Below are 15,218 nucleotides of genomic sequence, written 5' to 3'. Positions count from 1 at the left end.
TTCGAAAGGGGTCGGACCGATGGTCCGGCCCCTTTTCGTGCCGGGGGACGACGTGATCAGTGCACCGGGACGAATGCCAGCGATCGGCATTTTGAGTTGGGGTCGCGGCGTCGGTTGCGCTATCAATCGGGAATGAACAAGCCGCTCGCCGTCACCATCGGGCATTCCGCCTGCCCGCATGATTGCCCGTCCACCTGCGCCCTGGATGTCGAGATCCTCGACAACCGCACGATCGGCCGGGTGCGCGGGGCGGCGGCCAACGACTACACGGCCGGGGTGATCTGCGCCAAGGTCGCCCGTTACGCCGAGCGCGTCCATTCGCCGGATCGGCTCTTGAAGCCGATGCAGCGGGTGGGCGGCAAGGGCGAGGGCGGCTGGCGCGAGATCGGCTGGGACGACGCGCTCGACCTCGTAGCCGAGAAATTCGTCCAGGCCGAGTCGCGGCACGGTTCGGAATCGGTTTGGCCCTATCAATATGCCGGCACGATGGGTCTCGTGCAGCGCGACGGCATCCATCGCCTGCGCCACGGCAAGCGCTATTCCGGCCAGTTCGATTCGATCTGCACCAACATGGCCTGGACCGGCTGGTTCGTCGGGGCGGGGGCCATGCGCGGCGCCGACCCGCGCGAGATGGCGCAGTCCGACTGCCTGGTCATCTGGGGCACCAACGCGGTGGCGACTCAGGTCAATGTGATGACCCACGCCGCAAGGGCCCGCAAGGAACGCGGCGCGAAGATCGTCGTCATCGACATTTACGACAACGCCACGATGAAGCAGGCCGATCTCGCCTTGAAGCTGCGGCCCGGCACCGACGCGGCGCTCGCCTGCGCGCTGATGCACGTGGCGTTCCGCGACGGCACCGCGGACCGCGACTACCTCGCCCGCTACACCGACGATCCGGTCGGGCTGGAGGCGCATCTGGCTAGCCGCACGCCCGAATGGGCTGCCGCCATCACCGGGCTTTCGGTCGAGGAGATCGAGGCCTTCGCCGCTTTGGTCGGGCGGACGCCGCGGACCTTCTTCCGGCTCGGCTATGGCTTTACCCGCCAGCGCAACGGCGCCGTCGCCATGCATGCGGCGATGTCGGTGCCGGCGGTATTCGGAAACTGGCGGCACGAGGGCGGCGGCGCCTTCCATTCCAACTCCGACATCTTCGGCCTCGACAAGTCCGAGATCATGGGCACGGCCGACCGCGATCCGAATATCCGCTACCTCGACCAGTCGCGGATCGGCGCGGTGCTGACCGGCGACGCCGCGGCACTGTCGAACGGCCCGCCGGTGACGGCGATGCTGATCCAGAACACCAACCCAGCGAATGTCTGCCCCGAGCAGCGGCTGGTCCGGCAGGGTCTTGCCCGCGACGATTTGTTCACCTGCGTCCACGAACAATTCATGACCGACACGGCGAAGCTCGCCGATCTGGTGCTGCCGGCGACGATGTTCCTCGAGCATGACGACATCTATCGCGGCGGCGGCCAGAACCACATCGTGCTCGGGCCGAAACTGGTCGACCCGCCTGAGACGGTGCGCACCAACCATTTCGTCGTCGAGGAACTGGCCAGGCGCCTCGGCGTCGCCGACCGGCCCGGCTTCGGCCTGACCGAGCGGACGCTGATCGACACGATGCTGAAGGCCGCCGGCGACATCGAGGGCTTCGACGGGCTGCAGCGCGAGCGCTGGATCGACCGGCAGCCGCCGTTCGAGACGGCGCATTTTCTCTCGGGTTTCGCCTGGCCGGACGGCAAATTCCGCTTCCGCCCGGACTGGACCGGCTCGCCGGCGCCGAACCGTCCGCCGGAGAGTCTGGGAGCGCAAGGCCCGGTCGCCGGCCTGCCGGTGTTTCCCGACCATGTCGAGCTGATCGAGACGGCCGACGGCGCGCACCCCTACCGGCTGGCGACCTCGCCGGCGCGGCAGTTCCTCAACTCGACCTTTGCGGAAACGCGCGGTTCGCGGTCGCGCGAAGGCCGGCCGGAACTGCTCGTCCATCCCGAGGACGCGCTGCGCGAGAGCCTCGGCGACGGCCAGCTCGTCACCATCGGCAACGGCCGCGGCGAGGTGCGCCTGCCGGTCAAGGTCAGCGACACGGTCAGGCCTGGCGTGCTGGTCCACGAGGGCCTGTGGGCCAACACCGACTTCCTCGACGGGGAGGGGATCAACGTCCTGACTGGGGCAGACCCGGTTGCGCCGTTCGGCGGTGCGGCATTCCACGACAACAAGGTGTGGCTGCGGACCGAGCCGGTCTGAGCCGGCCGGCGCTCGCCACGGGCGACGACGCCGGCTGACAGCGAGCGCAGCTGACGTCGCGCTCGTTCGCCCGGTTGGCCGGGTCAGTGCGCCTTGATCGCCACCGGCCCGGTCGTCACCACCCGCAATTTCCAGTCCTCGGCTTCCGTGCCGCTGAGATCGAGGCGGCCGACGAGATATTTCAGCCGGTCGGTGTCGGGGCCCTTGGCGGTGCAGAAGCGGTCCTGCAGGTAAAAGGGCGGCGTCGCCTGGTAGTAGAGCGTCGCCTCGACGGAGGCCGGCTCCTTGCCTGCAGGCAGGTCGGCGAGCGGCACCGCATAGACGAAACTGTCGCCGCCGCCGGTCTGGTAGTCCGGATCGTCGCCGACGCCGTAGGAGCCGGTCTCCAGCGCCAGCTCCTCGCCGGCCCCCAGCGCCGCAGCGATCACCTTGCGATCCTCGACCCCGAGATAGCCGTGCGGCAGCAGCCGGTTGTCCTTCACCGAAGAGCAGATCGACAGGAAGCTCGTCGTCAGCATGCCCTGCGGCGTCGAGCCGGGCCCGCAGATCGCCGGCCCGTCCGGCGGCGTGGAGACGAGCTCCTGGTAGACCTGCACCTGATCCTGCCGGGTGATCTCCTGGTAATGCGGCTGGTGCAGCCGCTTGTCGGGCTCGATGCGGGCCGAGCAGTCTTCGTTCCACCAGTTCTCGCCCGTCACCGGCGCGCCGGCGGCGTCGACCAGCACCCCGGCCGCGTCCGTGCGGCCCGACGCCCATAGCGTCTCGCCGTCCGAGTCCAGCACGCGGAAGTCGACGAAGGCCCGGCGGAAGCCGACGCCGGATGGGAATTTGTGGCCGGCCTTGTTCTCGATGTTAACCGTGGCGCTCAAGGTCTTGCCATCGTTGGCGATCTCCGTAGCCGTGATCGCCGCAGTGCTCTCGACCGCGAGGTCGAGCATTGCCCGCTCCGTCCGCAGCAGCGGGTCGAGGCCCTTCTTGCCGAGCATCGGGTCCGGCAGGCCGATCCCCAATATGTCGGGAAACTGCTGGGCGATCTTGATCAGGAAGACATTGAGCCCGACCAGCGTGTGCCGGGCGAAGCCGTCGCGCTCGGCGAGGTCGATCTCCTCCGGCGGCCGCACGTTCTCCGCCTGCGGAAAGTTGGAATATTCCTGGATGCTGGCGATCTTCGAGCGATAGGGCACGCCGGCGGCATCGCGCGACGGCATGTGGCAGCCCTGGCAGGAATCGGCGGCGCTCCCGGCGCCCAGCGGTAGCGTGCCGTCCGGGCTCTCGCCGGTGCGATAGGCGCTGAACGCCCATTCGGGATAGGTGGTCTGCTCGTAGGTATGGGCGATCACCTTGGCGTCCTGCATCACCGGCAGGTGCACCGTGTGGCAGGTGCCGCAGATCTCGGAACTGGCGATCGCCGTGTCGTGCGCCGGAATGTTGCCGAAAGCGGCCTCCATCGGCTTGGTCTTCGGGTTCTCGAACGGGCCGATCAACCGGTCCGGCGCACCGACGAGGAAGCTGCCGGTGAAGGTCTTGGCAAAGCCGGTGTTGTCGGGGTTGAGGAATGCCTGCCGCTCGGCGACGCAGGCGTTCTGCGGCTGGTCCGCCGCCGCCGTACCGGCTTCGCCCAGCGCCATGCGGTGGCAGGCCGTGCAGGAGTTGCCGTCGCGGGCCAGTGCCCCGAACTTGGCATGATCGGCGGTGGGATTGCCGTCCGGGTAGGGGACGGCGTCGACCATCTCCCGCGTGAACGGCGCGCAGGCGCCGCCGTCCGCCGCCCCGTCGATATGGAACTGCCGCTGGCCGTTGATGCCGTGGCAGCCGAGGCAGGTGTCCTGCACGACATCGCTGGCGCCCGGGTGGAAACTCTGCGTCTCGCTCGCCAACTGGGCGAAGAAGAACGGGTCGCGGCCGGCCAGCCCCATCGGCGAGGAGCGCCAGGTCGCATAGGGCGAGAGGTTCGCGAGGCCCGCGCCATGCGGGTTCGGCGCAGTCATGTCGAACTGCAGACCGGTGCTCCCGGCATCGTGGCAGCCGAGGCACTGGCTGGAGGTGAGGAAGGTGTCGGCGGCCGTCGGCCCGCCGGCGGCGACCCAGGTCTGGTCGTAGGTCTGCGAGGGCATCGGCGCGACACTGTCGGTCTCGGCGGCGCCGGATGCGTAGGCGCGCAGCGCCGCCAGCACGTCCCGGTCCGGCGCCGCGAGCGGCTGCACGTGCCGGCGAACCGGGTCCTCCTGGGTGGTGACCGCGTCATGATGCGATTCGGCGGGCGGCTGCGGCGGCACGTTCTGGCTGAGGAACACCAGCGAGCGTCCCGGCTCGCCCTGAATGTTCTTCGGCGAGGCGAAGGTATGGTTGTTCTCGGCCGAGGCGTGGCAGTTCAGGCAGTATTGCGCAAAGCCCATGTTGGGCAGCGGGTTCGATGGCGGCGGCGGCCAGTCCGGCGCCCAGCCGCTGTCCGCCCCGAAACCGTACCAGCCCCAGAACCAGCCATCGAAGGAGCCCTCTGCATCGCGGATCATCACCGCCGCGCCGCTGGTCGGAAACAGCCGCTCCGGTGGTACGGCGACGCAGTCGGCGGCGGGCGCGGGATACATCTCCTTCACCATCATCGCGCCGTCCGGCACCGGCGCTTCGGCGGCCGGGCCGTCGTCGGCGCGGTTGGCGACCAGCCAGTCGGCCATTTCCGGCGAGTACCAGATCACCACCGGCGCGTGCGTGCCGTGATCGGTGCCGGTCCAGTTGCCGTCGGCGAACCGCGCCGTGAACGGGCCGGTGTCGCGCACGGTGCGGTCGCGCCGCCAGCCGGCCGCCGTGTCGCGATGGCAGTACTGGCCGAAGAACTGGTCGAGCTTCGCCTCATACTGGTCGAGGGGCAAGGCTGACGGCTTGCGCACCGCCTCGGCGAGGCTGGCGCACGCGGCCGGATTCGTCGGCAGCAGCGGTTCGGGGCGTTCGGCGGGGCAGGAGGTCGCCTGGGCCACTTCCATGGCGGCCATGAGGGCCGCTGCGGCCAATGTCGCTTGGCGCAGGCGGCGAGAAGGGTGCCGAATGCCATCGCGAAGAAATGTCATCGCCACCCCAGCCGCGGTTCCCCCAGGAGCGTTCTACTGCGCCACCGGAGCAGTTCGGCCTGTCTGAGTCGATGACTTGGCGCATCGGAGGCAGGCGACGATCCGGCCAGGCTGCATGCGGCTGGCAGGCTGGCGCGCCCACAATGGCAGACGAGCGCATCCGCCGCCAGCTTGACCTAAGGTAAAATCGTCCCATCCACAGGCTGAGGCACCGGGTCCTGTTCGGTCCCGACGGGAAACCTATCCCCGTCGCGCGTCCGGCGAGACCAGCATCCGCGGGCTTTCCACCGGCCCGTCCGGCGCCTCGGCCGCTGGCGCCCGGCGCTCGAGAATTGCGCGGCCGTTGGTCATGCGAACCGTGCCGTCGAGCACCAGTCTCAAAGCGTGCGGATAGAGCCGATGCTCGGCGGCGAGCAACCGCCCGGACAATGTCTCGGCCGTGTCGCCGGCTTCGACGGCGATCGCCGCCTGGGCGATGATCGGACCCTCGTCCATGCGCTCGGTGACGAAATGGACGGTGCAGCCATGGATCCGCATGCCGGCGGCCAGCGCCCGCTCGTGGGTCTCGAGGCCAGGAAACAGCGGCAGCAGCGACGGGTGGATGTTGATCAGCCGTCCAGAATAGCGCAGCACGAAGGTCGCCGACAGGAGCCGCATGTAGCCGGCGAGGCAGACGATGTCCGGGTCGAGCCCGGCCAGCACGTCCAGCACGGCCGCCTCGTGGGCTTCGCGATTCTCGTAGGCTTTCTGGTCGACGGCGATCGCCGTGATGTCGTGGCGCCGCGCCGTGTCGAGGCCCGGCGCATCGGGCCTGTTGGCGATCACGCCGACGATCTGGCCCGGAAAGGCCGGGTCCATCGTGGCCGCGATCAGCGCCTGCATGTTCGAGCCGCGCCCCGATATCAGGACGACGACCCGCTTGCGGCGGACGCTGCTCATGCGAGCGCCAGGCTGCCGTTGAAGGTGACGGCGTCGTCCTTGCGCTCCAGGATGCGGCCGAGCGGCACCACCGTCTCGCCTGCCGCCTGCAGCAGCGCGCCGACGGTCGCCGCGTCGGCCTCGGAAACCACCACGATCATCCCGATGCCGCAGTTGAAGGTCCGCAGCATCTCGGCTTCGGCAACGCCGCCGGTCCGCGACAGCCAGCCGAAGACCGGCGGCACCTTCACGGCGAACAGGTCGATGTCGGCGCGCAGGGTATCCGGCAGCACGCGGGGAATGTTCTCGACGAAGCCGCCGCCGGTGATGTGGGCCAGCGCCTTGATGCCGGACGTCTCGGCGAAGACCGACAGCAGCGACTTGACGTAGATCCGCGTCGGCTCGATCAGCGCCGCGCCGAGGCTGCGGCTGGTATCGAACGGCGCCGGGTCGGCGTAGCTTGTGCCGGACAGCTCGACGATGCGCCGCACCAGCGAATAGCCGTTGGAATGAACGCCGGAGGAGGCGAGGCCGAGGATCATGTCGCCGGCGACAATGCCGCCCGCCGGCAGCAACCGGTCGCGCTCCACCGCGCCCACGGCGAAGCCGGCAAGGTCGTAATCCTTGTCGGCGTAGAGGCCGGGCATCTCCGCCGTCTCGCCGCCGATCAGCGCGCAGCCGGCCTGCAGACAGCCCTCGGCGATACCCCGGACGATCGCTTCGCCCTCGGCCGGGTCGAGCTTGCCGGTGGCGTAATAGTCGAGGAAGAACAGCGGCTCGGCGCCCTGCACGACGAGGTCGTTGACGCACATCGCGACGAGATCGATGCCGATCGTGTCGTGGATGCCGGTCTCGATGGCGACCCTGAGCTTGGTGCCGACGCCGTCGTTGGCGGCGACGAGCAGCGGGTCGGTGAAGCCGGCTGCCTTCAGGTCGAAGAGCCCGCCGAAGCCGCCGATCTCGCCGTCGGCGCCGCGCCGCGCCGTGGCGCGCACATGCGGCTTGATGCGCTGCACGAGCGCGTTGCCCGCGTCGATGTCGACCCCGGCGTCGCGATAGGTCAGAGCGTTTGTCTTGTCGGTCATGGTCCCGCCTCTGTTCGCGCCGAGTTGACATGATCGACGGCCGCGAGCAAGACCCGCGCCATGGCAAGCGGGATCGTCACAGGCGTCGGGCAGGCCGCGGACGAGGCGACGGGGCGGCAGGGGATCGCCCGATGACCGTTCCGAACTTCATCTCGATTGCCCGGCTGCTGGCCGTTCCGGTGCTCGTCTGGGCGCTGATCGACGGCCGTTGGGACCTCGCCTTCCTCATCTTCATCGTCGCCGGCATCTCCGACGCGGTCGACGGCGCCATCGCCCGGCGCTTCAACCAGCAATCGGCGCTCGGTGCCTATCTCGATCCGATCGCCGACAAGGCGCTGCTGATCACCATCTTCGTCGGCCTGGCCCTGCTCGGCGAACTGCCGGCCTGGCTGGCCATCGCCGTGGTCACCCGCGACGTGCTGATCATGGCGGCGGTCGTCCTCTCGTTCGTGATGGGCCGGCCTGTCACCATGCGGCCCCTGATGGTGTCGAAACTGACGACGCTGGCGCAACTCCTGCTCGCCGGCTTCGCGCTGGCCGAGCCGGTCTTCCACCTGCCGCTCGCGACGGTCGTCGACGTCCTCGTCGGGGTCACGGCGCTCTTGACCGCAATATCGGCCGCTGCCTATCTCCTCGAGTGGCTTCGGCATATGGCTTCCGGCGAAATGCCGATGCACCGGGAAGACGAATCGCGATGACCGACCAGAGCGCGCTGATCCGACGCCAGGTGCTGTTCTGGAGCCTTGCGGCCCTTATCGTCGTCCTGATGCTCTGGGTGTTCTCGGGCATTCTGCTGCCCTTCGTCCTCGGCATGGCGATGGCCTATTTCCTCGATCCGGTCGCCGACTGGTTCCAGCGCCGCGGCCTGTCGCGCATCGCCGCGACGGTGGTCATTCTCGTGCTGTTCATCATCGGCCTCGCGGCGGCGGTGCTGATCGTGGTGCCCGTGGTCGGCGGCCAGATCGTCAGCTTCTCGGAGCGCCTGCCGGATTATCTCGACAGTTTGCAGGGGCTCGCCGTCTCCGCTCGCACGGGCCCGCTCGCCTTCCTCTTCTCCGGCGACGAGCTCGATCTGAAGCAGGACCTTGCCCAGTTCGCCAGCCAGGGCACGGGCATCGTCACGTCCTTCCTCGGCTCGCTGTGGTCGTCCTCGCTCGCCGTCGTCAATTTCGTGTCGCTGTTCGTGGTGACGCCGGTCGTCGCCTTCTACATGCTGCTCGACTGGGACCGCATGGTCGACAAGGTGGACAGCTGGATCCCGCGCCAGCATGCGGCCACCGTTCGGCGCCTGGCGCGCGACATCGATGCGTCGGTCGCCGGCTTCGTGCGCGGCCAGGGCAGCGTCTGCCTGATCCTCGGGACGTTCTACGGCGTCGGCCTAACCCTGGTGGGCCTGAATTTCGGCCTCCTGATCGGGCTGTTCACCGGGATGATCTCCTTCATTCCCTATGTCGGCTCGGCCATCGGGCTGGTGCTCTCGGTCGGCGTCGCGCTGGTGCAGTTCTGGCCGGACTGGCCGTGGGTGCTGGCGGTCGCGGCGATCTTCTTCGTCGGCCAGTTCTTCGAGGGCAACATCCTGCAGCCCAAGCTCGTTGGCGCCTCGGTGGGCCTCCATCCGGTCTGGCTGATGTTTGCGCTGTTCGCGTTCGGCACGCTGTTCGGGTTCGTCGGCCTGCTGATCGCCGTGCCGGCGGCCGCCGCCGTCGGCGTGCTGGTGCGCTTCGCGCTCTCCCAGTATCTGCGCAGCGAGATGTTCTTCGGGCGCAGCGGCCTGGTCGATTCGGCCCGGATCGAAACCCGGACGCCGCCGCAGGTCATCCAGTCGGGTAGTGACCCGGAACCCCGCGCCTGAGGTCGGAAGCAGTGCCTGCCCAGATCCCGCTCGACCTGCCGCACCAGGCCTCGCATGCCCGCGACGACATCGTCCTGTCGGGCTCGAACCGCCTTGCCGTCGAGGCCATCGATAGCTGGCCGGCCTGGCGCCATTCCGTGCTGGTCGTCGTCGGCCCGCCGGGCTCCGGCAAGACCCATCTCGCCGCCGCCTGGGCGGAGCGGGCAGGGGCCGTGCCGCTGGGGCGGGGCGGTGTGTCGGCGCTGCTCGAACAGGCTGATTTCCATGCCGTGATCGACGATATCGACCGGACGGATATGGCGGAGGACGAGCTCTTCGCCATCGTCAATGCCGCCCGGCTCGGCGGCGGAACCCTGCTGGCGACGTCGCGCCGGCAACCGCGGGAACTGCCGTTCGCCCTCGCCGACCTGCGGTCACGGCTGGCTGCCGCGACCGTCGCCGAACTCGGCGCCCCGGACGACGAGCTTCTGGCCGGCGTCCTGATGAAGCTGTTCGCCGACCGGCAGATTGACATCGACGCCAAGGCGCTGCGCTATCTCACCGAGCGCATGGAGCGATCGCTGGACGAGGCCCGACTGCTGGTGGCCGCGGCCGATCGCGAGGCGCTCGCCTCCAAGGAACGCGTCACCCGCCGCCTGCTCAAGCGGGTGCTTGACCGCGGCGAGGAAGCCGTGCGTCATCAAACGGTCGTGTCCGGCCCCTATCCGGCCGCCACGGAGGAATGACCATGGACACGAATTCACCGAAGCCCCGGACGAGCACGCGCAAGCCGGCCACCCGCACGCGACGCCTCTCGGCCGCCAAGCCGCAGGCGGGGCCGGACGAGCAGGTGGCCAGCGAAACGAGCGCGGCGAGCGGGCCGGTGACCGACGGCGAGACGTCAGGCACGGCTGCAACGCCGGCCAAGGCCAAGCCGAGGGCCGGCACCCGCACGCGAAAGCCCGCGACGGCGAGGCGCCGGCCTGCCGCCGCCAAGCCTTCGAGCGCGCCGGACGCAGAGGCCGAGGCGGCGCCCGAAGCGAGCCCGGCCGCCGCCGGCGACGTGACGGAAGCCTCTGAAGCGGCGCTCATCCTGGAGACGCCGCCCGCCAAGGCGGAAACGCCTGCCGCGACCGCCGAGGCGGTCGACGAGCCATTGCCCGCCGACCGGTTCATCAACCGCGAGATCTCCTGGCTGCAGTTCAACCGCCGGGTTCTCGAGGAAGCGCAGAATACCGCGCATCCGCTGCTCGAGCGGGTGCGGTTCCTGTCGATCTCGGCGGACAATCTGGATGAGTTCTTCATGGTCCGCGTCGCCGGCCTCGCCGGCCAGGTGCGCGAGAAGATCGCCGTGCGCAGCATCGACGGGCTGACCCCGCAGGAGCAGCTGGACCGGATCCTGACGGATGTCGTCGAGCTGCAGGAAGAGCAGCAGGCCTCCCTCGCCGATCTCGTCAAGGCGCTGCGCCAGGAACGGATCCACATCGTCGGGGCCGGCGACCTGAAGGGGGCCGACCGCGCCTGGCTCGAGCGGCATTTCGAGGAGACGATTTTCCCGGTGCTGACGCCGCTGTCGATCGACCCGGCGCATCCGTTTCCGTTCATCCCCAATCTCGGCTTCTCGATCGCCCTGACGCTGATGCGCGAGCGCGATTCGCAGCGCATGAATGCGCTGCTGCGCCTGCCGGTCGCGCTGCAGCGCTTCATCGAGATGCCGCTGACCGATAACGGCGTGATGCGCTTCGTGCCGCTGGAAAGTGTCGTCGCGCTGTTCATCGCCAAGCTGTTCCCCGGCTACCGGGTGCGCGGCGCCGGGACGTTCCGGATCATCCGCGATTCCGACATCGAGATCGAGGAAGAGGCCGAGGATCTCGTGCGGCTGTTCGAGAGCGCCCTGAAGCGCCGCCGGCGCGGGCAGGTGATCCGCATCGAGTTCGATTCGGTGATGCCCGAGGCGCTGCGCAACTTCGTCGCGGCCGAACTGGAGGTGCCGGACAACCGCATCTCGGTCATGGACGGGATGCTGGCGCTGGATTCGGTGTCGCAGCTCTGCAAGGCGCCGCGCGACGAACTGAAGTTCACGCCGTATCTGCCGCGCTTTCCCGAGCGGATTCGCGAACACAACGGCGACTGCTTCGCGGCGATCCGGGAGAAGGACATCATCGTCCATCACCCCTACGAATCCTTCGACGTCGTGGTGCAGTTCCTGCGCCAGGCAGCGCAGGACCCGAACGTCATCGCGATCAAGCAGACGCTCTACCGCACCTCAAACGACTCGCCGATCGTCCGGGCGCTGGTCGATGCGGCGGAAGCCGGCAAGTCGGTCACCGCGCTCGTCGAGCTCAAGGCGCGCTTCGACGAGGAGGCCAACATCCGCTGGGCCCGCGACCTCGAGCGGGCGGGCGTCCAGGTGGTGTTCGGCTTCATCGAGAAGAAGACCCACGCCAAGCTGTCGCTGGTGGTGCGCCGGGAAGAGGGGCGGCTGGTCAGCTTCTGCCATATCGGCACCGGCAACTACCACCCGATCACCGCGCGCATCTACACCGACCTCTCCTACTTCACGGCCGATCCCGAGATCGCACACGATATCTCGCTGATCTTCAACTACATCACCGGCTATGCCGAACCCACCGAGGTCCGGAAGCTGGCGATCTCGCCGCTGAACCTGCGCCAGCGCATCATCGGCCATATCCGCGACGAGACCGCGCATGCGCGGGCCGGCCGGCCCGGCCAGATCTGGATGAAGATGAACTCGCTGGTGGATCCGGCGATCATCGACGAGCTTTACCGGGCGAGCCGGGCAGGGGTGGAGATCGACCTGATCGTGCGTGGCATATGTTGCCTTCGGCCGCGCGTGACGGGCCTGTCGGACAACATCCGCGTCAAGTCGATCGTTGGCCGGTTTCTGGAGCACAGCCGGGTTTTCTGCTTCGGCAACGGCAATGGGCTGCCATCGGAGGGGGCGATCGTCTATATCGGCTCGGCGGACCTGATGCCGCGCAATCTCGACCGGCGCGTGGAGACGCTGGTTCCGATCACCACGCCCACCGTGCATAGCCAGATCCTGTCGCAGATCATGCTCGGCAACATTCTCGACAACCAGCAGAGCTGGTCGGTCGCTTCGGACGGCACGTCGCGCCACATCGTTCCATCGCCAGGCGAACAGCCGTTCAACGCCCAGCGCTATTTCATGACCAATCCGAGCCTCTCCGGGCGCGGCAAAGCACTGAAGTCGGATGCACCCAGACTCATCGCAAGACAGCGAGCGGACCACGCCCGCTTTGACTGAACTCCCGGTCCAGGGACGGCTGCAGGGCCGTATCCCGGTGGGGGTCGTCGACATCGGTTCGAACTCGGTGCGACTGGTCATTTACGAGGGCAACAGCCAGTCGCTGACCGTGCTCTTCAACGAGAAGGTGTTGAGCGGCCTCGGCAAGGGGCTGGCCCAGAGCAACCGCCTCGATCCTCAGGCGGTCGAGAGCGCGCTGGGCGCGCTGCGGCGGTTCCGCCAGCTCGCCGAGCAGGCGCAGGTGGTCGATCTCTACCCGATCGCCACCGCGGCGGCCCGCGAGGCCCAGAACGGGCCGGAGTTCCTTGCCGCCGCCAAAGCGGCGATCGGCCGGGAAGTGATCATCCTGTCGGGGCCCGACGAAGCGCGCTACGCCGCCGAAGGCGTTCTGTCCGGCTTTCATCGGCCGAACGGCGTCGCCGGGGATCTCGGCGGCGGCAGCCTCGAACTGGTCGACATCCACGACGGCGTCTTCGAAGGGGGTCTGACGCTGCCGCTCGGGGGCCTTCGCCTGCGCGACCTTTCCGAGGGCGACCTGGTGAGGGCCCAGACCATCTCGGACAGCCACATGTCGGCGAGCGCGCTGGCCGGCGTCGGCGAGGGTAGGCCGTTCTTCGCCGTCGGCGGCACGTGGCGCAACCTTGCCAAGCTGCACATGGAGCAGAACCGCTACCCGCTGCACGTCATGCATGGCTACGAGATCGATGCCACCAAGCTCGACGGCTTCCTCGACGCGGTCGTCCGCAGCGACCCGGAGAAGATCCCCGGCATCGCCGCGGTCTCCAAGTCGCGGCGCTCGCTGCTCGCCTATGGCGCGATCACGCTGAAGAGCGTCATCCGTATCATCAATCCCTCGCGGATCGTCCTTTCGGCGCTCGGCGTCAGGGAGGGCTATCTGCATTCGCTGCTGCCTGATGAGGAGAAGGCCAAGGATCCGCTCATCGAGGCGGCGCGCGAGCTGTCGATCCTGCGTTCGCGTTCCCCGGCCCATGCGGTGGAACTCGTCGAATGGAGCCGGCGAACCTTCGAGGCGTTCGGGATCGACGAGTCGCCGCAGGAAGAACGGCTGCGCGAGGCGGCTTGCCTCCTCGCCGACATCGGCTGGCGGGCGCATCCCGACTATCGCGGCAAGCAGGCGCTGTCGATCATCGCCCACGCGGCATTTCCGGCCGTCGACCATCGCGGCCGCGCCTATCTCGGCCTCACCAACTATTACCGCCACGAGGGCAGCTTCGAGCAGGTGCAACTGCCGGAGCTGGAAAGTCTGGTCGACGAGCGGCTGCTGGCGCGCGCGCGGATGCTCGCCTCGCTGTTCCGCGTCACCTACCTGTTGACGGCATCGATGCCGGGGGTCCTCGACCAGCTGCGCTGGGTGCAGGATCTGCGCGGCGGCTTCACGCTGGCGGTGCCGCGGCAGCTGTCGGCCCTGATCGGCGAACGGCCGGAAGGCCGCCTGCAGCAATTCGCCAAGACCATCGGCAAATCGCTGCGGATGGAGGCGCGCTGAGGGTGATGGCGCCTCTGCGCTAGAGCGCCACCACCTCGACGCGCCGGTTGCGATAGACCAGGCCGGTCTCGCCCTTCAGCAGGTCGAGTGCGCGTTCGCCGAAGATCTCGCGGCGCCAGCCCTCCATCGCCGGGATCTCGGCGGCTTCGCCCTTCCAGGCAAGCTTTTCCAGATCGTCGCCGGAGGCGATCATCTTGGCGGCCACGCCCTTCTCCTCGACGACGATCTTCAGCAGCACCTTGAGGAATTCCACCGCCGCGGCGGTGCCTTCGGGAAGCTGCGGCGGACGCGGGATCGCCGGCAGGTCAGATTTCGGCACGGCCAGCGCGCGGGCGACGGCAGCGACGATCTCCTGGCCAGCATTGCTGCGCTCGAAGCCGCGCGGGATGGTCCGCAGCCGCGCCAGCGCATGTTCGTCGCGCGGCTGCTGCTGGGCGATCTCGTAGATCGCGTCGTCCTTGATGATGCGGCCGCGCGGCTTGTCGATCTGGCGTGCCTCGCGCTCGCGCCAGGCCGCGACTTCCTTCAGGACCTGCAGCTCGATCGGCTTTCGCACCCTGAGCTTCAGGCGCCGCCAGGCGTCGTCCGGGTGGAGGTCGTAGGTCGCCGGGTCAGAGAGCGTCGCCATCTCCTCGGCGACCCAGTCCGAGCGGCCTTCCGCCTCGAGCTGCGTCTTCAGCGCTCGGTAGACGTCGCGCAGATAGGTGACGTCGGCGAGGGCGTAGACGAGTTGCTCCTCGCTCAGCGGCCGGTGGCGCCAGTCGGTGAAGCGCGAGGTTTTGTCGATGCGCCCCTCACTGGTGCGCGCCACCAGCTGGTCGTAGGCGATCGAATCGCCGTAGCCGCAGACCATCGCCGCGACCTGGGTGTCGAACAGCGGCGCCGGCACCAGGCCGCCCAGCTTGTAGACGATCTCGATGTCCTGGCGCGCGGCGTGAAAGACCTTCACGACCCGCTCGTCGCGCATCAGCTCGAAGAACGGCGCGAGATCGATTCCCTCGGCCAGCGGGTCGACGAGGACGGCGAGGTCGTCGGACGCCATCTGGACGAGGCAGAGTTCCGGCCAGAAGGTCGTCTCGCGGATGAACTCGGTATCGACGGTGACGAAGGCGGCTTTGGCGAAGGTGGCGCAGGCCTCGGCCAGCGCCGCGGTAGTGGTGATGGTTTGCATGCTTCCCTTCTGCCCCAAGACCCCGGCCGTTGATAGCCGGACGGGGGCGGAATCCCGCGAAATCTTGACAGCGCGTAAGGCCCATGCGCTTGTCGCCCGCGATTT

10 protein-coding genes are annotated in these 15,218 nt (G+C 68.5%); 6 read left to right on the top strand and 4 right to left on the bottom strand.

Features of this window, described 5'->3' with window-relative positions:
* Positions 1–132 precede the first annotated feature (132 nt).
* Positions 133–2,247 carry a molybdopterin oxidoreductase family protein gene (locus tag GTW51_RS09625; protein WP_163043703.1) on the top strand — a complete coding sequence of 705 codons (2,115 nt, stop codon included), beginning with the start codon at positions 133–135 and terminating at the stop codon, positions 2,245–2,247.
* An 83-nt stretch (positions 2,248–2,330) separates the two neighbouring features.
* Here GTW51_RS09625 and GTW51_RS09620 read toward each other — a convergent pair whose 3' ends face one another.
* The 3 genes from GTW51_RS09620 to purM form a co-directional block, all read right to left on the bottom strand.
* Positions 2,331–5,237: a hypothetical protein gene (locus tag GTW51_RS09620; RefSeq protein ID WP_203565995.1), complete on the bottom strand. Its 2,907-nt coding sequence runs from the start codon at positions 5,235–5,237 to the stop codon at positions 2,331–2,333.
* A gap of 315 nt (positions 5,238–5,552) precedes the next feature.
* A complete protein-coding gene (gene purN / locus GTW51_RS09615; protein ID WP_163043702.1) occupies positions 5,553–6,251 on the bottom strand; it encodes a phosphoribosylglycinamide formyltransferase in 699 nt (232 codons plus the stop codon).
* Entirely contained in the window at positions 6,248–7,315 is a 1,068-nt protein-coding gene (gene purM / locus GTW51_RS09610; RefSeq protein WP_163043701.1) for a phosphoribosylformylglycinamidine cyclo-ligase, read from the bottom strand. Before purM ends, purN begins: the two co-directional genes overlap by 4 nt.
* A 131-nt stretch (positions 7,316–7,446) precedes the next feature.
* On the opposite strand from purM, the gene GTW51_RS09605 reads away from it, so the two are divergent.
* Genes GTW51_RS09605 through GTW51_RS09585 form a run of 5 tightly spaced genes read left to right on the top strand, consistent with a single transcriptional unit; the run spans position 7,447 to position 13,942 of the window.
* Complete coding sequence (locus tag GTW51_RS09605; protein ID WP_163043700.1) at positions 7,447–8,013, top strand: CDP-alcohol phosphatidyltransferase family protein; 567 nt, start codon at positions 7,447–7,449, stop codon at positions 8,011–8,013.
* On the top strand, positions 8,010–9,167 hold the full coding sequence (locus tag GTW51_RS09600; RefSeq protein WP_163043699.1) for an AI-2E family transporter: 1,158 nt from the start codon (positions 8,010–8,012) through the stop codon (positions 9,165–9,167). The genes GTW51_RS09605 and GTW51_RS09600 overlap by 4 nt, the downstream gene beginning before the upstream one ends.
* 11 nt (positions 9,168–9,178) lie before the next feature.
* Entirely contained in the window at positions 9,179–9,892 is a 714-nt protein-coding gene (locus GTW51_RS09595) for a P-loop NTPase family protein (protein ID WP_163043698.1), read from the top strand.
* Between the two features lie 2 nt (positions 9,893–9,894).
* Positions 9,895–12,435, top strand: a complete 2,541-nt coding sequence (locus tag GTW51_RS09590; protein WP_246232862.1) for an RNA degradosome polyphosphate kinase — start codon at positions 9,895–9,897, stop codon at positions 12,433–12,435.
* Complete coding sequence (locus GTW51_RS09585) at positions 12,428–13,942, top strand: Ppx/GppA family phosphatase (protein WP_246232859.1); 1,515 nt, start codon at positions 12,428–12,430, stop codon at positions 13,940–13,942. The genes GTW51_RS09590 and GTW51_RS09585 overlap by 8 nt, the downstream gene beginning before the upstream one ends.
* A gap of 19 nt (positions 13,943–13,961) precedes the next feature.
* Here GTW51_RS09585 and rnd read toward each other — a convergent pair whose 3' ends face one another.
* Positions 13,962–15,113, bottom strand: coding sequence for a ribonuclease D (rnd, locus tag GTW51_RS09580; RefSeq protein WP_163043696.1), 1,152 nt, complete (start codon positions 15,111–15,113; stop codon positions 13,962–13,964).
* Positions 15,114–15,218: the final 105 nt, after the last annotated feature.

This window comes from Aurantimonas aggregata (genome assembly GCF_010500835.1).
Lineage (GTDB): Bacteria > Pseudomonadota > Alphaproteobacteria > Rhizobiales > Rhizobiaceae > Aurantimonas > Aurantimonas aggregata.
The sequence above is the reverse complement of the archived record's forward strand: the minus strand, read 5'-3'. Positions and strand labels throughout refer to the sequence as shown.